This window comes from Mucilaginibacter sp. HD30 (genome assembly GCF_054061755.1).
In genome coordinates this window covers 375,104-394,770 of sequence record NZ_JBSSEO010000001.1, presented here as the reverse complement: position 1 = coordinate 394,770, position 19,667 = coordinate 375,104, and the positions used below count along the sequence as shown (strand labels likewise).

The 19,667-nt window shown below is 42.2% G+C and carries 20 protein-coding genes; 9 read left to right on the top strand and 11 right to left on the bottom strand.

Annotated features, from left to right (window positions below; all coding sequences use genetic code 11):
- Positions 1-123 precede the first annotated feature (123 nt).
- Positions 124-465 (top strand): PadR family transcriptional regulator, encoded by a 342-nt coding sequence (locus ACVW2L_RS01970; RefSeq protein ID WP_457126270.1) that lies wholly within the window; start codon positions 124-126, stop codon positions 463-465.
- Complete coding sequence (locus ACVW2L_RS01965; protein ID WP_457126269.1) at positions 441-1,526, top strand: hypothetical protein; 1,086 nt, start codon at positions 441-443, stop codon at positions 1,524-1,526. The genes ACVW2L_RS01970 and ACVW2L_RS01965 overlap by 25 nt, the downstream gene beginning before the upstream one ends.
- Here the strand turns inward: ACVW2L_RS01965 and ACVW2L_RS01960 are convergent, their stop codons facing one another.
- Positions 1,527-2,297 carry an Fpg/Nei family DNA glycosylase gene (locus tag ACVW2L_RS01960; protein ID WP_457126268.1) on the bottom strand — a complete coding sequence of 257 codons (771 nt, stop codon included), beginning with the start codon at positions 2,295-2,297 and terminating at the stop codon, positions 1,527-1,529. It lies immediately after the preceding gene.
- 188 nt (positions 2,298-2,485) lie between these two features.
- Here ACVW2L_RS01960 and ACVW2L_RS01955 point away from each other — a divergent pair, with 188 nt between their 5' ends.
- Both ACVW2L_RS01955 and mtgA read left to right on the top strand, forming a co-directional pair.
- Complete coding sequence (locus ACVW2L_RS01955; RefSeq protein WP_457126267.1) at positions 2,486-3,793, top strand: DEAD/DEAH box helicase; 1,308 nt, start codon at positions 2,486-2,488, stop codon at positions 3,791-3,793.
- 67 nt (positions 3,794-3,860) lie between these two features.
- Positions 3,861-4,553 (top strand): monofunctional biosynthetic peptidoglycan transglycosylase, encoded by a 693-nt coding sequence (mtgA, locus tag ACVW2L_RS01950; protein WP_457126266.1) that lies wholly within the window; start codon positions 3,861-3,863, stop codon positions 4,551-4,553.
- A gap of 50 nt (positions 4,554-4,603) precedes the next feature.
- On the opposite strand, the gene ACVW2L_RS01945 is transcribed toward mtgA, so the two are convergent.
- Entirely contained in the window at positions 4,604-5,578 is a 975-nt protein-coding gene (locus tag ACVW2L_RS01945; RefSeq protein ID WP_457126265.1) for an NAD-dependent epimerase/dehydratase family protein, read from the bottom strand.
- 224 nt (positions 5,579-5,802) lie between these two features.
- On the opposite strand from ACVW2L_RS01945, the gene ACVW2L_RS01940 reads away from it, so the two are divergent.
- On the top strand, positions 5,803-6,984 hold the full coding sequence (locus tag ACVW2L_RS01940; protein WP_457126264.1) for a formimidoylglutamase: 1,182 nt from the start codon (positions 5,803-5,805) through the stop codon (positions 6,982-6,984).
- Positions 6,985-7,033: 49 nt separating this feature from the next.
- The gene (locus tag ACVW2L_RS01935) at positions 7,034-8,176 is read left to right on the top strand and encodes a redoxin domain-containing protein (RefSeq protein ID WP_457126263.1); all 1,143 of its coding nucleotides are present in this window, start codon (positions 7,034-7,036) and stop codon (positions 8,174-8,176) included.
- Positions 8,177-8,310: 134 nt separating this feature from the next.
- On the opposite strand, the gene ACVW2L_RS01930 is transcribed toward ACVW2L_RS01935, so the two are convergent.
- Entirely contained in the window at positions 8,311-9,960 is a 1,650-nt protein-coding gene (locus ACVW2L_RS01930) for an NAD+ synthase (RefSeq protein WP_457126262.1), read from the bottom strand.
- 67 nt (positions 9,961-10,027) lie between these two features.
- On the opposite strand from ACVW2L_RS01930, the gene gldB reads away from it, so the two are divergent.
- A complete protein-coding gene (gene gldB, locus ACVW2L_RS01925; protein ID WP_457126261.1) occupies positions 10,028-11,068 on the top strand; it encodes a gliding motility lipoprotein GldB in 1,041 nt (346 codons plus the stop codon).
- 53 nt (positions 11,069-11,121) lie between these two features.
- Here the strand turns inward: gldB and ACVW2L_RS01920 are convergent, their stop codons facing one another.
- From ACVW2L_RS01920 to fabG, 3 genes are all read right to left on the bottom strand, one after another.
- On the bottom strand, positions 11,122-11,307 hold the full coding sequence (locus tag ACVW2L_RS01920; protein ID WP_457126260.1) for a hypothetical protein: 186 nt from the start codon (positions 11,305-11,307) through the stop codon (positions 11,122-11,124).
- Positions 11,308-11,467: 160 nt separating this feature from the next.
- Complete coding sequence (locus tag ACVW2L_RS01915; protein ID WP_457126259.1) at positions 11,468-13,555, bottom strand: hypothetical protein; 2,088 nt, start codon at positions 13,553-13,555, stop codon at positions 11,468-11,470.
- A 239-nt stretch (positions 13,556-13,794) separates the two neighbouring features.
- Positions 13,795-14,538: a 3-oxoacyl-[acyl-carrier-protein] reductase gene (fabG, locus tag ACVW2L_RS01910; protein ID WP_457126258.1), complete on the bottom strand. Its 744-nt coding sequence runs from the start codon at positions 14,536-14,538 to the stop codon at positions 13,795-13,797.
- Positions 14,539-14,668: 130 nt separating this feature from the next.
- On the opposite strand from fabG, the gene ACVW2L_RS01905 reads away from it, so the two are divergent.
- Positions 14,669-15,088: a hypothetical protein gene (locus ACVW2L_RS01905; RefSeq protein ID WP_457126257.1), complete on the top strand. Its 420-nt coding sequence runs from the start codon at positions 14,669-14,671 to the stop codon at positions 15,086-15,088.
- A 41-nt stretch (positions 15,089-15,129) separates the two neighbouring features.
- On the opposite strand, the gene ACVW2L_RS01900 is transcribed toward ACVW2L_RS01905, so the two are convergent.
- The 3 genes from ACVW2L_RS01900 to ACVW2L_RS01890 are packed head-to-tail and all read right to left on the bottom strand — an operon-like array spanning position 15,130 to position 17,737.
- Positions 15,130-16,131 carry an MlaD family protein gene (locus tag ACVW2L_RS01900; RefSeq protein ID WP_457126256.1) on the bottom strand — a complete coding sequence of 334 codons (1,002 nt, stop codon included), beginning with the start codon at positions 16,129-16,131 and terminating at the stop codon, positions 15,130-15,132.
- Positions 16,132-16,148: 17 nt separating this feature from the next.
- The gene (locus tag ACVW2L_RS01895; protein ID WP_457126255.1) at positions 16,149-16,922 is read right to left on the bottom strand and encodes an ABC transporter ATP-binding protein; all 774 of its coding nucleotides are present in this window, start codon (positions 16,920-16,922) and stop codon (positions 16,149-16,151) included.
- A gap of 5 nt (positions 16,923-16,927) precedes the next feature.
- Positions 16,928-17,737, bottom strand: coding sequence for an MlaE family ABC transporter permease (locus ACVW2L_RS01890; protein WP_457126254.1), 810 nt, complete (start codon positions 17,735-17,737; stop codon positions 16,928-16,930).
- Between the two features lie 221 nt (positions 17,738-17,958).
- Here ACVW2L_RS01890 and ACVW2L_RS01885 point away from each other — a divergent pair, with 221 nt between their 5' ends.
- Entirely contained in the window at positions 17,959-18,231 is a 273-nt protein-coding gene (locus ACVW2L_RS01885) for a hypothetical protein (RefSeq protein ID WP_457126253.1), read from the top strand.
- Positions 18,232-18,302: 71 nt separating this feature from the next.
- Here ACVW2L_RS01885 and ACVW2L_RS01880 read toward each other — a convergent pair whose 3' ends face one another.
- Both ACVW2L_RS01880 and ACVW2L_RS01875 read right to left on the bottom strand, forming a co-directional pair.
- A complete protein-coding gene (locus tag ACVW2L_RS01880) occupies positions 18,303-18,722 on the bottom strand; it encodes an OsmC family protein (RefSeq protein ID WP_457126252.1) in 420 nt (139 codons plus the stop codon).
- Positions 18,723-18,860: 138 nt separating this feature from the next.
- A complete protein-coding gene (locus ACVW2L_RS01875) occupies positions 18,861-19,628 on the bottom strand; it encodes a hypothetical protein (protein WP_457126251.1) in 768 nt (255 codons plus the stop codon).
- Positions 19,629-19,667 lie beyond the last annotated feature (39 nt).

Here is a 19,667-nt window from a genome sequence, read left to right as displayed (position 1 = left end):
TTAAGGTTGAATAGTATTGGCTTTCAGCACCATGGTTACCTTATTACAAACCACCAACAATGTGTAATCAAAAAATATTCAAATTTCATTTTCTATACTTAGAACTTCTATGTATAATTGTATATGCAAGAACTTAACAAGGATTTGATGGCAAGCTCACTGGCGCCAATGGTGTTGCTGATACTTAAGCGCCAGGAGAGTTATGGCTATGAAATTATACAGCAGCTAAAAGATAAAACCGGCGGTGAGCTGGCTGTTGCAGAAGGCACCCTGTATCCTGTTCTGAAAAAAATGGAAGAAAAACAATGGCTGCAAAGTTCATGGAAAAAGGCCGACACCGGCAGGGAGCGTAAGTACTACGCCATTACTGAAAAAGGCACCAGAGAACTGGAAGAGCAATTATCACAATGGAACTATGTAAATAACCTTATCACAAAATTATGGAAACCGGAAATTTCAATTTAGATGCGGCTATCAAAACGCATGTGGAAAACCTGCAAAACAAGGGCAGTATTACGGCGGCAGACGGTATAGAATTAAGCAGCCATCTGTACGACTCTAGCGAAGCATTAATTAAGCAGCAACTTACTGTTGAAGAGGCTTTTATTATCTCAGCAAAGCGGCTGGGTACTGATGATGTTTTACACAATGAGTATAGCAAGGTTAATACATCGCTTAATGTAAACCGGACGTGGGCTTATATGATATTGGGCTTCAACTTGCTTTATGCGGCACCCCTTGTGGTTTTTACGTTGCTGGTGGGTGCCAGTAATTGGATGCTGCGTATGTATTCCGCATCGATAACGACAACGGTTGTGGTAACAACTTTAAATATTTGCGCCTGCATAGCAATGATATATGCAGTAATGCAAAAGCATCGCATTGCCCGCTTTATCGAAAATTTCGTTGAAAAACAACCACTCCGGACGGTGGCATGGTCGTTTTTTTTGCCCGTGTCTATCACCTTCATCTCCAGCTTTTTGTTTCCCGGGTTTACAGGTCCAAATATAAATTCTACTATGATCGCTAGTTTTCACAGTTCATGGGTAGAAAGGAGCTTTTACCTGGTGTTTATAACGTTTGCATTGGCTGCAATAAGTTTAGTGGCAAGTATAAGTAAGTTTGAGAAACTAAGCTTAAAAAGCTTAGTTGAAAGACCCGCAATGACTTTTCTTTTTATATCCGGTGCTGTAGTTGAAATTCTGGCCGCCAGTACACGCACCATCAGACTGCCACATAATTTACCTCAAGTGCTTGGTACTATCTTTAGCTGTGCAATTTTTGGCGTCGTATATATGGCATTTTCAGCCCTAATATCATTTTACAACGAAAAGCAATCGTGGCGATATCTGGTTGTATTCGCTGTTGCAGGTTTTACAATAGAGACCAGCGCTGGCATTAATGCTGATATGAACAGCGGTAATACCTATTTTACGGTCTTTCACGTTTCTGCGCTGGTATTAGGTGTTATTGCCGGGAAATATATTGGTGAAGTTTTAAGGAACAAGAATCACACCCTTGCATAATCACCCAAACAACTCCTGCTCATCAGTATAATATGTACTGCGTCCGCCCAACTCTTTTTGGTGGATAGCAACACCTGTGGGCGTTTGCTTTTGTTTTGGTAGATGCACTTTTAAAAAATCACGCACTTCACCACTGATGATGTCAGGCTTGTGTTTAATGATTTGCTTTTCGGCGTCTTCGAGAACATCTTTTATAGATTCGATCAATTTGTTCAAGGCTGCATCAGGTAATTTATTGGCCGGTGAAAAAGGCGATATCCGTGCTTCCCATAATATTTCGTCGGCATAAGCATTGCCTATGCCACGCAGCACTTTCTGGTCCATTAATACAGTTTTAACAGGCGACCGTTTTTTACCAAATTTCTCTTTCAAGTAAGTTATCTTCACATCCAAAGCATCTGGTATGTCTTTCTCCTCCGGATCAAGTGTAGGTGTAGCCGCTCCCTGGTAATCGGTTAACGCAAGGCCTTTTCCGCCCTTAAAATGCAGCTCAACAATGGCATATTTATTAGTATTGGCGCTATCAAATGTATGAAACTGACCATGCAACATAAGGTGCAAGCCAAGCACACGCTTATTAAACTCAAAGTGTAGTTCCTTACCTACGCGTTTTACGTTGGTTAATTCCTTTCCCTCAAGCGCAGCCTTCAATTCCCTAACTGTAACATTTAACTTCTTTTGGTTGGGCGCTTCAATTTTTTCTAAAGTTTGGCCTTTGAACAATTTGTTAAGGTTACGGGCAAATACTTGCAAGTCGGGTAATTCAGGCATGATTATCAATTTAGATTATAACTGTAAAAGTTGCCGTTGGTTTCACTCAATTCTAACATCCGAATTAAAACCGTATCTTTGCAAAAAATAATACCCGTTAGCTTACGGTTTTGATCATTTCCACGACGAGAGACTCTTCAGATCCGCTTATGCAATCGCGTTAGCATCTATATATTAAGATACATTACATGTCATTTGAAAATTTAAATTTAATTGAGCCTATTTTAAAGGCTCTTAAAACCGAGGGTTATACAAACCCTACCCCAATACAAGAACAAGCAATCCCCATTATATTACAAGGCCGTGACCTGTTAGGTTGCGCCCAAACAGGTACCGGCAAAACTGCCGCGTTTGCTATCCCTACTTTGCAAACCTTGTATAAAGACAAACTGCAACACAAAGAGCAAAAAACGATAAAGACTTTAATATTAACGCCAACCCGCGAACTGGCCATACAAATTAATGAAAGTTTTGCCGCTTACGGGAAGCATACCGGCCTTAAACATACCGTAATTTTCGGTGGCGTATCGCAAAACCCGCAGGTAGACACAATACGCCGCGGCGTTGATATATTAACCGCTACACCTGGCCGCTTGCTTGATTTGATGAACCAGGGCTACATTCGCCTTGACCATATAAAAATTCTGATATTGGACGAAGCCGACCGTATGTTGGATATGGGTTTTGTGCATGATGTTAAGAAGATAATAGCCAAGGTTCCTGTAAAAAGACAAACGCTTTTTTTCTCGGCAACTATGCCTAAAGAAATACAGCAACTGGCTGACAGCATTTTAACCCGCCCCGAGAAGATAGAGGTTACACCAGTGTCATCAACTGCCGATACCATTCAACAGGAATTATACTACGTAGAGAAGAATGACAAACGCTCTTTACTTGCGCATATACTGAAGGACAAGGGCATTAAAACCGCTTTGGTATTTACGCGCACCAAACATGGTGCTGATAAAGTAGTGAAGGATCTTCATAAAATTGGCGTTACTGCCGAGGCTATCCACGGCAATAAATCGCAAAATGCAAGGCAACGTGCATTAACTAACTTTAAAAACCGTACCACACGTGTATTAATTGCTACTGATATTGCCGCGCGCGGTATTGATATTGATGAGCTGACACACGTAATTAACTACGAGATACCTAACATTCCCGAAACTTACGTACACCGTATCGGCAGAACCGGCCGCGCGGGCGCAAATGGCATAGCCCTTTCATTCTGCGACCAGGAAGAGATTGGTTATATCAAAGACATCCACAAATTGATAGGCAAGCAGATCCCGGTTATTGAAGACCAGCCCTACCCTATGAGTGCGAAAGCTATTGCTACTCCTTTACCTCCACCGGCGCAAGGCGGAAGAGGAGGTGGCGGCGGCGGTGGCCCGAAACGCGGGCGTGGGTTTGGCCGCACCGACCGCAAACCCAGCGGTAATGCACCCCGTAAAGAAGGCAGCATGAGCGGAAGATCAAGACCGGCACGTTAACATACCCCGCAAATAAATTCATTGGGCTTTGTGATAGAATTTCGGATTAATCAGATATTTTAGCTGCATGAAAGGCCTTGGCAAACTTATTTGGCGCTTTGTTAAAATATTTGCTTTTGCATTTATTGGCATTAGCGTTTTAAGCGTTATTGCTTACCGTTTTATTAATCCGCCTTTTACCTGGCTGATGATTGGGCGCGGCTTTGAACGCAAGGCAGCTGACAAGGAATGGAAAATTGACAAAGATTGGCGTGATCTTGACCAAATATCTCCTTACATGGCCAGGGCAGCTGTCGCTGCCGAGGATGCTACGTTTTTAAATAATGTTGGCTTCGACTTTAAAGCTATTCAACGGGCGGCAAAAAACAATGGCAAAGGAAAGCACGTAGTAGGCGGCAGTACCATCACCCAACAAACTGCTAAAAACGTATTCCTGTGGTCGGGGCGCTCATGGCTGCGTAAAGGCCTTGAGGCATATTTTACGGTACTGATACAGATATTCTGGAGCAAGGAGCGCGTTATGGAAGTTTATCTTAACGTTATTGAAATGGGCGATGGCATTTACGGGGTACAGGCTGCAGCTCAGGAATATTATAATAAAGATGCCAAGGACCTAACACGGTCACAGTGTGCGGCCATAGCATCTATTTTTCCAAGTCCGCTGCATTGGTCGCCAAATAATCCGAGCCGTTATGTGAGACACCGTCAATACCTTATTAAAAGAAATATGAAAATAATAGGCCCGTTGGAATTTGATTAACCCCGTAAAGCGGAAATATTAGTGAGGCAGTGGCCACAAGAATTCCCCCTTTAGGGGGTTAAGGGGCTTAAGCTCTCGCAAATCTCCTTCACCGTTTCACTTACCGGTTTAAATTCAATACCGATAGCCTGTTTTATCTTGCTGTTATCAAAGTTGCGTACCTGGCTGGCTGCCCGGGCTGCTATCTTATCTAAAAACGGTGGTTTACCTGTAAAAAGTGATACAAAGCGCGCCAACCTCCAGCCTGTTTCCATCATCCATGGTTTGGTATAAACAGTAGGTGGTGCTACATTAAAGCATGCGGCAATTTCAGTGGTCAACTCGTGGTAGTTGCGGTTTTCTGCACTAATAACATACCGTTCCGCGGTAATATCGCTTTCCATTAAAGATATCATACACCTGGCAACATCCTCCACATCAACAAAACCGGCAACGCCTTCGGTGTAAAATTTTAATCCTTTACGCACCGCCTCAAATAACTGACCACTGCCTCTGGTGCCTGCACCAGGCCCGATGATCAATGATGGATTAACAATAACTGCACTAAGCCCTTCGGCAATACCGCGCCATACCTCCATCTCGCTTTCCAGCTTTGATATGGCGTAACCATCATCTTCTAAATTAATATCCAATTCATTACGCTCGGTAGTAAACTCGCCGGGTTTGGCGTGGCCAATGGCGGCAATAGAACTTACATGTACCAGTCGCGCGTTATTTTCAAGGCAGAGATTAACCACATTAGAGGTACCGCTAATATTGGCGTTTATCATTTGCTTTTTATCCGCCTGTTTAAGCGACACCCATGCCGCACAATGGTAAACCTTATCAACACCAATAAAAGCATCTTCAAGGGCAGCAAAGTCCAGCATATCGGCTTCTACCCATTCAATAGCTTTAAAAGGTTGCAATAATGGCGGAATAGCAGAAATCCTTCGTTTAGTACAACGAATTACCTCGCCCCTTTCGGCTAACTGTTTGGCAACCTCTGCCCCTAAAAAACCTGTCGCGCCGGTAACGAGTATCATTGTAAATTTGTAAATATGCGCATGTGCAAATGTGCGTATAGATGTGCAATTGTGCAAATGTGCGGATGTGCAGATTTTTTATGCGAATGTTTAGATGTTTTTATCATTTGCCACTAAATGATTGCGCACCAAGTGCTACCATAAATACCCGTATCGCTATAAATCATCTCCACATTTGCATATCTTCGCATCTGCACATCACATAATTTTGCACATCAAGTACCATGTCCCTGTCCGATTTTTTTTCGCCTGTCGATCTTAATAAAATACTTCCGAAAAACGGTTATTACACCAGTCATTTAGGAAGCAAGATCGCTCTGTATGCTAATGATTTTCCGGATTTGGATGAAGGAATCAACATAGCCATTATTGGCGTGCAGGAAGATCGTAACGCGGTAAATAACCCGGGCTGCGCCTTAGGCCCCGACTACGTGCGCGAGAAACTTTACCTGCTTAACGAGGGCGGCTATACTACAAAAATTGCTGACCTGGGTAACATTAAGCAGGGCGAAACGGTAACCGACACTTATTTCGCGCTTAAAACTGTTGTTAACGAGCTGATAAAAAAAGATATTCTGCCAATTATAATAGGCGGAGGGCAAGACCTTACCTATCCCCAATACCTGGCTTATGAAACACTGGAACAAAAGGTTGACCTGGTTATAATTGATCCACGCTTTGATCTGGATGATGATGATCATCCGGAAACGATTGAAACCACATCAGCATCTTATCTGCAAAAAATATTATTACACCAGCCCAATTACCTTTTCAATTACAGCAACCTGGGTTATCAAACCTATTACACCAGTCAGGATAGCCTGCGGGTGATGGAGAAGCTATATTTTGATGCCCATCGCTTAGGTGAATTAAGTGGACAAGTGACTGTTACAGAGCCTATCATCCGCAATGCTAACATGATAAGCTTTGATATGGGTTCGGTTCGCTCATCAGATGCAATGGGTAATACCAACGCCGGCCCTAATGGTTTTTATGGCGAGGAAGCCTGTCAGATCTGCCGCTATGCTGGTATCAATGATAAGCTTACCTCAATTGGCTTTTATGAGTTTAACCCGGCGTACGACAGTAATGGCCAAACTGCCATGCTTTTGGCGCAAATGATATGGTGTTTTATTGACGGCTTTTATAATCGCAAAAAAGATTTCCCGCTTAATCCAAAATCGCAGTACCTTATTTATAAAACCAGTTTAAAGCACGATGACCATGAGCTGGTATTTGTGAAAAGTAAAAAAACCGACCGGTGGTGGATGCAGGTACCCTACCCTACAGCCGGATCATTAAACGAGCGATTCCATTTGGTACCGTGCCGGTATGATGATTATACCACGGCTGTATCCGGCGAAATGCCCGATCTTTGGTGGCGCACTTATCAAAAATTAGTTTAGCCATGCAATTGAGTGCCAAATTGCACGTTATGTACAAAAACAATTTGATTTGAAGAAGATTTGGTTATTCGCGGTGGCTGCGCTGCCGTTGTTTGCAACTGCACAAACAATTACCCCCCAATTTACAATTAATGGCAAAGTAGGCTCCCTTACCGCCCCTGCCAAAGCTTATTTGATTTACCAAATTGGCGCTGACCAAATGGTAGACTCTGCCAACATAGTTAACGGCGTGTTTAGCGTAAAAGGGCAGGTTTCAGAGCCCAATATGGCAAAGCTGGCTATAGATCATAAAGGTGTTGGTATTCAGCAATTAAGTGGCGATAAGAATGTTGATGTTTTAACTTTCATTCTTTCTAACGAGAATATTGATATATTGAGCAGTAACGACTCTGTTAGTACGGCTGATGTAAATGATTTGTTGAATAGCCAGGGCAAGGAGCTGAATATGCAACTGCTCAGGGTTGAAAACGATGCGAATAAATTAAATTCCGAATATCGTGCCGCTTCAGCTAAGGACCAAAATTCCATTTCGTTTAAAAACGATCTGCAAGCGCGGGCAGCTATCTTACAGGAACAGCGCAACAGGATATTAAAAAACTTTATTACCAGCCATACTAATAGCTATGTGAGCTTGATTGCCTTAAGGATTTTAGGCAGCCGCTCGCCCAATTTTACGGAACTTGAAAAGCTATACAGTTTGCTCTCCACTGAACTTAAAAATACCAGTGCGGGTATGAACCTTAAGCTTACTATGGAAATGACCAAGGCAACCGCCATTGGTTCTATAGCCCCTGATTTTACGCAGAATGACGCTACGGGCAAACCTGTATCGCTTTCATCATTCAAAGGGAAATATATTTTGATAGATTTTTGGGCATCGTGGTGCGGGCCTTGCCGTCAGGAAAATCCTAATTTAGTCAGGGTATACAATAAATATAAAAACAAAAAATTTACTGTTTTAGGTGTATCGCTTGATAAGCCCGACGCCAAATACAGTTGGCTGGCCGCTATAAAAAACGACGGCTTGGTATGGACACAGGTGTCCGACTTAAAATTCTGGAACAATGAAGTAGCCATGCTTTACCATATATCAGCAATACCAGCTAATTTTTTACTGGACCCAGAGGGCCGTATAATAGCCCGCGACCTTCGCGGAGCTGATCTGGAAAAGAAATTGAGCGAGATATTGTAGGCATCGACAATAAAAAATTGTCATTCTGAGCGGTAGCGAAGAATCTTATAAGCTTTACTAACCGAGCGCGTGACTTAGCAGGGTCTACAAGATTCTTCGCTGTCGCTCAGAATGACAATAAAAATTGAAAGCCCCTACTGCAAATACTTCCCAACTATAGGCATCCTTCTGCCCATACCGAAAGCTTTTGGCGATACACGTAAAATAGGCGGGGTTTGGTAGCGTTTATGTTCAGCTATGTTTATCAGTCGTAAAGCGCGTTTTACGGTTGCTTCGTCATAACCCATTTTTACTATCTCTGCTGATGAGCGTCGTTGTTCTACGTACTCAAAAATTATTTTATCCAAAATATCGTATTCCGGTAACGAGTCCGAATCTTTTTGGCCCGGGCGCAGCTCTGCCGATGGTGGTTTTACAATGGAGTTGACCGGGATGATCTCTTCATCCTTATTAATAAATCGCGCCAGCTCAAACACCTGTGTTTTATAAACATCTCCGATAACAGATATACCGCCGCACATATCGCCATATAATGTACCATAACCTACCGCAGCTTCGCTTTTGTTGGATGTGTTGAGCAGTATATAGCCAAACTTATTACACATTGCCATCAGCAATACAGCACGGCTGCGCGATTGTATATTTTCTTCGGCTATGTTAAACGGCAGGTTCTGAAACTGCGGATGCAAGGCTGTTTCAAATGCATCGGTTATATGTTCAATTGCAACCGTCTGGCTCATGCAACCCAGGTTATCTACCAAGTCCTGCGCATCCTTAAGCGAGTGGTCACTTGAAAATTTCGAGGGCAGCAATACCGCCATCACATTCTGCGGACCCAGGGCCTTTGCTGCCAGGGCGCACACCACTGCAGAGTCTATCCCGCCCGAAAGCCCCAAAATGGCCTGCTTAAAGCCAGACTTTTTAAAATAATCCTGAATGCCCAATATAAGGGCATCATGAATTTGAGAGATATCGCTGTCGCGTTCTTGTTTTTTTGTAGTTGGATGATCGAATGTTATTCCGCCATCATCGTTCAATAAATAATAAGCTATGCTCTCTTTAAAGTAAGGCATCTCATCAACCAGGTTTCCCTCATTGTCAAACACCAGCGATCCGCCATCAAATATTAACTCGGTTTGCGCGCCTACGTGGTTTACATACAGCAGCGGCAATTTGTAGCGCGTTACGTTATCTTTTAAAATAGCTATACGTTCCTCATCGTGGTTATAAGCAAAAGGCGACGCGGCAATGTTTATCATCACATCGGGCTGCTGCTCAATAAGCGTATCCATGGGGCGGGTAATATACAACGGGTTTTCAATGGTGTTCCAAAGATCCTCGCAAATAGTAAGCGCTATGCGTTTACCTTTAAAATCAATACAGTTAAATTCGGTTGACGGCTCAAAATAGCGGTATTCGTCAAAAACATCATAATTAGGTAGTAATGCCTTCTCTACTACCGCCTTAACCTCGCCGTTTTCAATAAACCAGGCGGCGTTGCTTAAGTCTTTACCTTCGGGCTTATTATTGGGTATTGGCAGTCCAATTATACAAGCAATATCGGTACAGGCGGCTGCTATGGCACGGGCAGATTCATCACAAAGCGTAATAAACTCATTCAGTTCTAAAAAATCGCGGGCAGGGTAACCACTAATGCAGAGTTCTGCAAAAACAACAAGATCGGCACCATTTAAGCGGGCCTCATCTACAGATTGAATTATCTTGGCTGTATTTGATTCAAAGTTACCAACGTGGTAGTTAAGCTGGGCTAAGGCTATTTTCATAAGTGTATAACGGTTAACTATTGCACCCAAATGCAAATAATAAGCTAATTTTGCTGAAAGTATAAAAATGACAGCAACCTACTGCAAGGTCAAACAAATTTATTCAATTTTTTTTATCGGCGTATTATTTACATCATGTAGCAACGATAAAAATATTGATGTGAGTAATATACCTGTAGAGGTTAAAATTGAGCGTTTTGACCGCGATTTTGATCAGCTGCGTCAAAAACCCATGTCTCAGCAGGCCCTGTTACTGCAGAGAAAATACGGCAACTTTTATGCCGATTATGTGGGACAGATACTGGAAATTGGCAACCCAAATGATACCGCTTATTTTGATGTGCTGCGCAAGGTGTTTGACGGTGATGCTTACAAAGACCTGAAACACGATGTAGACGCTGTTTTTCCGGGCGATATGGCAAAGCAGAATGAAGAACTTACAGATGCTTTCCGCCGCATAAAGTATTATTATCCGCAAAAAAACCTGCCAAAAGTTTATGCTTACTTTTCCGGCTTTAAAGCGCAAACATCTATCGGCGACGGTTATTTTGGCATTGGCCTGGATATGTTTTTAGGTGCTGATTCGCGCTTTTACCCTGCGCTAAGGGAAACCTTTCCGCACTACGTTTCGCGCCGCTTTACGCCTGACTATATTGCAACACGTGTGGTAGAGGGTATTGCCCGCGAGGATATGTTTCCCGAAAATGATAAGGACCGCAGCCTTTTATCTAAAATGGTCTACGCCGGGAAGGTCCTTTATTTTATGGACCAAATGCTGCCCAGTGTAGCCGACTCAGTAAAAATTGGTTACACTACCGAACAAATGAAATGGTGCACTGATTTTGAAGGAAAAATATGGGGTTATTTTTTAGAGGAAAACCTGCTGTACGAAACTGACTATCAGAAAATACAAACTTACCTTAACGAAGCGCCCTTTACTCCGGGGCTTGGCGAGCATAATGATTCATCGCCCAAGTTAGGCATATGGACCGGTTGGCAGATTGTTCGGAAATATATGGCAGAACATAAAGATGTTACCCTGCAGCAGTTAATGGCCGAGCCTGATGCGCAGAAGATATTGAACGCATCTAAGTATCGCCCTAAATAAAAATAGCGATGAGTTTAAAACCCATCGCTATTTTTGATATACTATTTTGTTGCTTACTTTATTATAGCAAACACAGCTTTTAAACCTATAGCAGTGCCTATAACCAAAATTACGTTAGCTATGCCCGATGCGTATTTAAAATCGAAAAAGCGAAGGTAAACACCCACTAAACCTATAACTATGGCAACTACTAACAGTATGTAATGACGTGGTGCGTTTGCTTCTTGTGGTGATATCATGTTGCTGATTTATTTTACTGCACAAAAATAAAAATGTTTGCCGAATAAACTAATGTGGAAGTGAAATTTTATAAGTTGATATATTAATTTATCATTGCGTGGCACGGAGCAATGACAAAGCGTCTAAATCCGAAATCGAAAATCCGAAATCCGAAATCTCCTACACTTCTCCTTCGCGCTTGCGCAAAAACCACTCAATGCTTAATAGTACAAATATAAAAGCGAAGATCCACTTCACATCTATCATGTCGCTGTAGTGCTTATCCTCAAACACAAGCGTTTTAATGTTCTCGTTCTTTTTTATTAGTTCAGCAAGTTCTTCCATTTGCTGCGGGAATAACATTTTACCACCACTTTGTGCGGAGATACTATTTAACAACTGGCGGTTGGCTACGCTTTGTCTTATCTCCAGGTTAAGCGGCTTAACGGTAAACTGCCCGGTAGCATTAAAGGCCCGGTTACCCAGCAAGGTTGTGGCGCTGTAACTGTATTCGCCAATTGGCAGGCTGCCTGCATCTAACTGGTAAGTTTGGCCTATGCGGGTAAACAGGAAGTTATAACTTTTACCCTCTGCGCTTTTTATAGCCATTTTAACATCAGGCGTATTGGTTAGTTGCAGTGCATCGTCATACAATTCAGCGTTCAGCAATACGTTGTCGCCCTCATCAAAAATATTCTTTGAGGGATAGGCCCTAAAGCGCTGCTTATCAGTATTAGCAGTAAGATATTGTACACTTTGGCTAAACAGCTCTTCTATCGCATGGTGGTTGGCGTAAGTTTGATACTCTGATAATTGCCAGCGCCACAAACCCTCGCCCATAAAAACGCCGCTTCTGCGCCCCGCGTCATCGCCAAACATTAACAGCGGGTACGATGTAGGCACGGCACCAATACGCTGCTTCAGCAATACCCCATTAGGCACTGTTACACTGTAATTGGCATAAGGCGCCATCAACGGCGGAAACTTATTGATCTTTTGCAGCGTAGAATCGCTAAGCGTAAATGATGAAAAGTCGGTCGCCGTCATGGCAAAAACCTCCTGCATATCAAAACGGTTGCTGCTTATGCCTGCTAATTTTTGCTGGGTATTAAACCCGCGAATATCCGCCTGCGCACCCAGCATATACCAGATAGGGATACGTATTTTAGCCAGTTCAGGCTTAAGCAAGGTAAGGGTAGAATACGATGGCTGATAAAGGATGAGCAGGCTGTAATCGCTCCATTTTACTGCGCCCATATCGGCAGTAAGGCCGGCCTTTAACTCAAAGTTCTTGTTACTTTCAATAGCTTGCTTAATAACGGTTACATCCGGGTGCGGGCCATCATATAGCAGCAAGATCTTCTGCTGTACATCTAAAACTTCAACATAAATAGTTTCAGAATTATTTTGAGTGGACAGTTCATTTTTTACAGGCGCAATGCTGATGTTGTATTTATGAATTCCTTTTTTATCTGCAGTAAGCTGAAAGGTGCTTACCTTTTTAAAGGCATCGTTGCTTACCTCAATATTTTCAGAATGCACAACCCTGCCACCTTCGCTAACGGTTAGGCGCATGGCCTCGCCCCTGCTTTGCCAGGCTTCTGTTAATACCTCAATTTCAAAACTATTACCCAGGTAAGCGGTTTTATTGTAATTAACGTTGCCGATCAGCAGATCGCGACGGGCAACGGTATCGCCTAAGGCAATGGTATAAATGGTAGATTTTATGTTGCGGGCATCGTATTGCGGATCGGCCCCCTGGTTGTACATCCCGTCGGTAGCTAAAACCAAAGCGCCAATGTTTTGATTGGTATATTGATCATTAAACTGGCGTAAGGCTGCCGATATATCCGTTTTGCGAGCGCTAAATGTATTAGAAAGCCCATTATTAAGATTGGCGCCGAAATTAAATTCGCGCACATCGTAATCATCCCCTAAAAGCTCTTTGAGTTTACCCAGTTGGGTTACAAAAGCAGCAGGATCAAAACCGGCGGGTTTAAACTGCGATACAGACTGCGAATTATCCTGCGCAACCAGAATCAACGGTTTTTGCGGCTGATAACTCAACGATTGCAGCAAAGGCGATAGCAACAGCAATGCTATAACAAATACAGCTACAGCACGCAGGGCAAACAAGCCCCTCCTGAAGTTTTCGCCCAAATTTACAGGCTGACGATACATTAACCATGCATACGCCACACCAAGCAGCAGGCAAACCGGCGCCCACCAACCAGAAACAGCGCCCCAGGTAATTGAAAATAATAGCATTTTTGAGGTTTACGTTTTACGCAGTACGTTTACGTTACCGCAAAATGCAAAAAATATTATTAAATGGTTGAAATGTTTTTGTTACAGAGTGGGATTTTGGGGTTGCAGGAATTACGTTTGACGTTGTACGTAAAACGCCCCGGTAAAAACCGAGGCGCTTGTATAATTTAAAAATTCTAACAATTTAAAATCGCAATTCAAAAAATCCGAAATCGAAAATCCGAATTTCGAAATCCTTCCTACAACATTCCCCCATCAACCGGGATAACCTGCCCGGTAATGTAGGTAGCCATGTCTGATGCCAGGAAAACGCATGCGTTTGCTACGTCCTCTGTCTCTCCTGCACGTTTAAGCGGGATGGATGCTGCCCAGCCTTCAACAACTTTAGGGTCTAAAACCTCTGTCATTTCGGTGCGGATAAATCCCGGTGCTATAACGTTGGTACGGATATTACGCGAACCCAGCTCTTTAGCCATTGATTTAGAGAACCCAATGATGCCCGCTTTTGATGCCGCATAGTTGGCTTGCCCGGCATTACCGTCTACACCTACAACAGAGCTCATATTAATAAATACACCTGTGCGGTTCTTCATCATTATTTTTGATGCCGCTTTGGTAACGTTGAAAATAGATTTAAGGTTTACTTCTATCACATCATCCCACTGTTGCTCCGTCATGCGCATCAGCAAACCATCTTTGGTTATACCGGCGTTGTTAACCACAATATGCAGGGTGCCGAAATCGGCGACTATATCGTTTATCAGTTTATCAGCCTCATCAAATTTTGATGCATCAGAGCGGTAACCTTTAACCTGTGTACCGAAGCTTTGCAGTTCCTGCTCCAAGGCCAGGCCTTTTTCAACTGATGATAAGTAGGTGAAAGCCACGTTAGCGCCGTGCTCGGCAAATTTCTCGGCAATTTTGCGACCTATTCCTTTTGATGCACCTGTAATAAGCGCGGTTTTTCCTGCTAATAATTTCATAAACTTTTCAAAATCCTTTTCGGGCGGTGAAGATAAACATTTAAGCTGAAATAGGGAATTTCTGAATGGTAGCGATTAAATTGATATATAATTTTATCTATTTTTAATAATTCCCACGTAGGTAGCAGTCATGAATTTAGTAGTTGGTCTAAAAATTTTCTTTTTCGCATTTATTACCAATGTAAGCTTCGCGCAAACTTTACATTCAATCAGATTTGTTCATATCGGCGAGGAAGACAAACCAATAGGAACTTTAGCCATCAGTGTCGAAAAAAAAATAATTCCGAGGGATAGAATGACTGATCACTACCTGGGTAAAAGCGTTAAAACAAATATGAAAACATTTGAAACCATAAGAAATTTTACCGAAGCAAGCAAACATTTGGTTTCGCGAAAAGACAATGAATCCGACTATCGCATTATTATTAATAATAAAAAGAATTTATATCTCAATTACAAAAGCGGTCGGAGTTTTTTTGAAGACTTGAGAGCAAAATTAGCAAAAACGAATTGCGATAAAGCAGTTATAGCCGCTTTTAAATATAAGTAATTCTAAAACTTCCCAACTTATGCGAAACTCCGGACTAAAACCTACTTATTCAACTTCTCCGCCGCCTTTATACTATCCTGTTTAGCTTTTTCGCGTTTTTTAAAGAAACCTTTAAGAAAGAAGTTGCTTTGAAGCGCTTGCATATTATCATTTAATTTGACAGAGCTCTGCTGTAGATTACTGATAGTGCTGCGGACCTGACCGGCGGCGGCACCATCGTTTAATAAAATGCCGATGGCGTTGTCGTTGGTGTTAAATTTATTGGTTGCCTTGTTAAGGTTATCTGTAATGGCAGACGCATTTTTAGCGGTTTGCTGTAACTGCGCTACTGATGCGCTTAGCTTGTTGAATGTAGCTGTATCTGTAAACAGCTTATCAGCTAAGCCGCCTTTAGTGTTCATCGTATTGCTGAATCTATCCAACTGCACAGCCATTCTCGCAGCGCTGCCTGTAGCTGCTTCCAAATTACGCATAGAGTTACGCAGTTGTACCGCCATTAAACTATCGGCCATCAGCGTGCCTACAGTGCCTTTTCCTTGCAATATCTTACGGCTTAATAATTTAAAGTCGCCGGTTATTGATAGTAGATTTTGGTTGTTTTGTTGCAGGGTCTTCATGATGTCATCAGTCGATGTCATTTTTTCCGATTGTAAAACGTCGCCTTCTGCAATAACCGGAGCCTGTGGCGTACCACCGTCAATAACAATAATTTTATTGCCTATCAGCCCGTCAGAACCGATATGCACACCCGCATTGCGGTGTATATAAGGTTGGCTGCCTTCGTCAATTTTCATATCCACATCAACCTGGCCGGCGCCAATAAATTTTATTTTACTGATGCTGCCTACCTTTACGCCCGAAAACCAGACGCTGTTACCACTTTTCAAACCGGCAACATCATCAAAAACAGCACTGATGCGCACGCTTTTTGAAAAACTTTTTGATTGGCTGCCCAGTGTAAAAACGCCCAGTAAAAACACAACCAGCCCTATGGCCAGGAATATGCCTACTGTTATCGCGGTTTTATTGTCTGATCTGTCCATAAATATCTTCTTTAAATCTACTTTATAAAATTGTAATCAAAAAATGGTTTTACCCGTTCATCTTTTGTATCAAATACCTCATCAAAAGTGCCCTGGCGCTGAAACTGCCCGTCCAATAACATTGCAATACGGTCGCCGGTTTGTTTGGCGCAGGTTAAGTCGTGTGTAATTATTATTGACGATGTGTTATAACGTTCCTGCACCTCGTTTATCAGTTCGTTTATTTCAATACACGTAATGGGGTCCAACCCCGCTGTAGGCTCGTCATACAGCATAATTTCCGGGTTAAGTATCAAAGTACGGGCAATCCCTATACGTTTACGCTGCCCGCCCGAGAGCTCTGACGGCATCTGGTTAATGGTTTGCGAAAGGCCCACTGCATCCAGCACGGTCTCAACCGCTGTATCCACCTCACCGCGGGTTAAATTTCTTTTATTACGCACCAGCGGGAACTCCAGATTTTTACGTACCGTCATACTATCATACAAGGCGCTGTTCTGAAAAGAAAAGCCCAACCTAACGCGCAATTCACGCAACTCGCGTTCCGTGATCTTACTGATATCCTGACCCAATACTTCAACATATCCGCTATCCAATGTAAGCAAGCCTGATATGATCTTTATCAAAACAGATTTACCTGTACCGGAACGGCCCAGCACCACCAGGTTCTCGCCCTGGTAAAGCTCAAGGTCAATACCCCGTAGCACGTCATAGTCGCCAAAGGATTTTTCCAATCCCTTAATGCTAATAACCGCGTTGCCTTTATCTATGGGTGCCTTTGCCTTGCGCATATTTGCTATCTAAACCAGCTGGTTATCTGTACTATTACAATTTCTTCAATAAAAACTAAAAACATAGCGGTAACTACTGCGCCATTAGCCGCTTTACCTACCCCCTCAGTACCCTTATTTGAGTTGTAACCCTGGTAACAGCCTACTATACCAATGGTAAAGCCAAAAACAATTGATTTTATAAGCGATGCGTTAAAATCAATAAAACTCAGCGGATCAAAAAACTCCTGTATAAAAGTTCTGAAACTGGTACCCTCATTAAGAGCCACGTTAATATAACCACCTAACATGGCTACTAACCCTGTGTAGGTTGCTAAAATGGGGATGGTTAAGGTTGTGGCCAGCACACGTGTACAAACCAAAAATTTAAAAGGGTTGGTGCCCGATACCTCCATTGCATCTATCTGCTCGGTTACGCGCATGGAGCCTAACTCTGCACCAATGCTTGACCCTACTTTACCGGCAGCTATCAACGCTGTTACCAAAGGCGCCAGCGCACGCATGATAGCTATTGATACCAACGATGGCAGCCATGAGCTTGCGCCAAACTGCGCCAGCGACGGGCGGGATTGTTTGGTGAAAATAAGGCCCACAATTAAGCCTGTTAAGGATATTAATGTGAACGACCTTACGCCTACTTCAAAGCATTGCCTTACTATCTCTCTAAACTCAAATGGCGGTACAAAAGCCTCTTTAAAAAAGCGGATAATGAACTTATGAATATCATAAAGCGTAACAAAAAAATCTAATGCCTTTTTACGCGGTTGATTTTTCTTTTTTTTAAGTACTGGAGCCTCGGTGCTTTGTATATCCATTAATGGCGGCAAAGGTATTATTTAATGTATTATAATCTACAAACACATAGGTATGTTGTTTGAGTTCGGTGCAAAATTAATCAAATGATTAATACCGCAAAGTTACATTTGTAATTGTTAGGTAAAGTAAAGCGTACGTGAAGTTTGAATGGTATATAAAGAAAATATACCGGTAGCAAAACTATTCGTGCCGAAAGGATATTTTATAATAAAAAGTTAATATGAATGTTTACCAGCAAAAATGGATTGATGTGTTAAACAGCGTCGGACTAAAAGGATGGACAATCACGGCTCTGGGCGATGACATTTTTATAGAAATGCCGCATGTTACTGATTTGAAACTGATACGCGACAATTTGCCGTCTACTCTTGCCTCTCTGTCACTGGATATTGATGAACCAAAATCCCGATTAAAATTTATCGTAAAAAACGGGTACGAAAAATTTGAATACATTTTAAACCCATCAGGCAGCGACTTGAACAGCGAAAGATAGTTCAGTCTTTAAATTATTAGCGTCATTGTGAATAGATTTATTGCACAACGACGCTAAAATAAAGTAGTTTCTTATTGGTAACTAACGCCTAATGTAATAGGCGCGTTCAGTACTTTTGATATGATACAATTAGCTTTTGCACCTTCTGCAATTGCTTGAAATTGTTCTGCAGATACGCCTTCAATTGCAGATGCTTTCAGCTCCAAATGAATAGCGGTAATGCTTAGTGCTACCATATCCAATTCTAAAATTGCTTCCGTATCCAGATCACCTGGGGTAAAACCGGCTTTGGTAAGTTCAGCGCCAACGGCCATAGTAAAGCAACCTGCATGTGCAGCCGCTATTAACTCCTCGGGGTTAGTACCAACACCATCTGCAAAACGGGTTTTAAAAGAATATTGTGTGTTGTTTAAAGTAGTGCTTTGGGTAGTTATTGTACCTGCACCCTCTTTTAAAGTGCCGTTCCAGTGGGCTTTTGCTGTTCTTTTCATAATGTTGTGTGTTTATTTTATTATTGGTAAAGTTAATACTTGAAGATTAAAGATTGGTTATTGAAGATTAAAGAATTGTTATTAAAGACTGGTTTTACTGTTAAATTAGAAACTGAGTAAGCGCCCTGTTCAGCTTTTTTAAAATTTCAACCCTGCCCTTAAAAATACTGCGCTCCCTACTTCAATTGTACCAAAATAATCTTTAAATTTTATAAAGTAACTTGCCTTAGGGTAAATATTACGGAACATGCGCTGCGTTGCGGTATCGCCGCTGTAAAAGTCATTGTTAATTGGATTATAACCTAAAGTTGTGCCCAAATAACCGCGTATGCCGTGCTGAAAATCGGTATCGTTCTGGTTGTGGAACAGTACTTCGCTGGTTAGGCCTATGCTTAACAGATCTGTACGCGCGTCAACTTTATAACCGGGCTGCGTTATTAAATATTTGCGAAAGTCAGCATAATCGCCAAACTCATGACTATAAGCCGCCTCTACACCAATAAAACGGATATCGGCCCGGTCCTGATTAACATAGAAATTAGCCGAAAACCGCCCACCTACTGCACCAAAAAATTTGTCGCTAAAATAGTTGGCCTTTGCCTTATCGTTTGATCCCGTTTGATAGTCGCCAAAAACGCCGAAGGCACCATACGCCACGTTAAAATTTTCAAAGGTATGCGCACGGCTTAGGTTAAGTTGTCCGCTCACCAACACGTCGTTAATGTTAGTGTTGGTATACATATTTAAACCTGCAGATGCATAATTAGCAGTGCTTTCCTTATCAAATGATGCGGGCTTAGGCAGATAAGCAATATCCTGATGATAAAGCGCCGGGGTGTATACCTGCGAGCACGAACTCAGCAACATACACACGGCAATAATTATAATAGGTAATTGTATTTTCATGGTGATTTAACGTATACAAGTTAAAAAAAGTCTGTAATA

Excerpts from the sequence above, each read along its gene's own strand:
- ACVW2L_RS01970 (WP_457126270.1), top strand. The coding sequence starts at position 124 with ATGCAAGAACTTAACAAGGATTTGATGGCAAGCTCACTGGCGCCAATG.
- ACVW2L_RS01965 (WP_457126269.1), top strand. The coding sequence starts at position 441 with ATGGAAACCGGAAATTTCAATTTAGATGCGGCTATCAAAACGCATGTG.
- ACVW2L_RS01960 (WP_457126268.1), bottom strand. The coding sequence starts at position 2,297 with ATGCCTGAATTACCCGACTTGCAAGTATTTGCCCGTAACCTTAACAAA.
- ACVW2L_RS01955 (WP_457126267.1), top strand. The coding sequence starts at position 2,486 with ATGTCATTTGAAAATTTAAATTTAATTGAGCCTATTTTAAAGGCTCTT.
- mtgA (WP_457126266.1), top strand. The coding sequence starts at position 3,861 with ATGAAAGGCCTTGGCAAACTTATTTGGCGCTTTGTTAAAATATTTGCT.
- ACVW2L_RS01945 (WP_457126265.1), bottom strand. The coding sequence starts at position 5,578 with ATGATACTCGTTACCGGCGCGACAGGTTTTTTAGGGGCAGAGGTTGCC.
- ACVW2L_RS01940 (WP_457126264.1), top strand. The coding sequence starts at position 5,803 with ATGTCCCTGTCCGATTTTTTTTCGCCTGTCGATCTTAATAAAATACTT.
- ACVW2L_RS01930 (WP_457126262.1), bottom strand. The coding sequence starts at position 9,960 with ATGAAAATAGCCTTAGCCCAGCTTAACTACCACGTTGGTAACTTTGAA.
- gldB (WP_457126261.1), top strand. The coding sequence starts at position 10,028 with ATGACAGCAACCTACTGCAAGGTCAAACAAATTTATTCAATTTTTTTT.
- ACVW2L_RS01920 (WP_457126260.1), bottom strand. The coding sequence starts at position 11,307 with ATGATATCACCACAAGAAGCAAACGCACCACGTCATTACATACTGTTA.
- ACVW2L_RS01915 (WP_457126259.1), bottom strand. The coding sequence starts at position 13,555 with ATGCTATTATTTTCAATTACCTGGGGCGCTGTTTCTGGTTGGTGGGCG.
- fabG (WP_457126258.1), bottom strand. The coding sequence starts at position 14,538 with ATGAAATTATTAGCAGGAAAAACCGCGCTTATTACAGGTGCATCAAAA.
- ACVW2L_RS01905 (WP_457126257.1), top strand. The coding sequence starts at position 14,669 with ATGAATTTAGTAGTTGGTCTAAAAATTTTCTTTTTCGCATTTATTACC.
- ACVW2L_RS01900 (WP_457126256.1), bottom strand. The coding sequence starts at position 16,131 with ATGGACAGATCAGACAATAAAACCGCGATAACAGTAGGCATATTCCTG.
- ACVW2L_RS01895 (WP_457126255.1), bottom strand. The coding sequence starts at position 16,922 with ATGCGCAAGGCAAAGGCACCCATAGATAAAGGCAACGCGGTTATTAGC.
- ACVW2L_RS01890 (WP_457126254.1), bottom strand. The coding sequence starts at position 17,737 with ATGGATATACAAAGCACCGAGGCTCCAGTACTTAAAAAAAAGAAAAAT.
- ACVW2L_RS01885 (WP_457126253.1), top strand. The coding sequence starts at position 17,959 with ATGAATGTTTACCAGCAAAAATGGATTGATGTGTTAAACAGCGTCGGA.
- ACVW2L_RS01880 (WP_457126252.1), bottom strand. The coding sequence starts at position 18,722 with ATGAAAAGAACAGCAAAAGCCCACTGGAACGGCACTTTAAAAGAGGGT.
- ACVW2L_RS01875 (WP_457126251.1), bottom strand. The coding sequence starts at position 19,628 with ATGAAAATACAATTACCTATTATAATTATTGCCGTGTGTATGTTGCTG.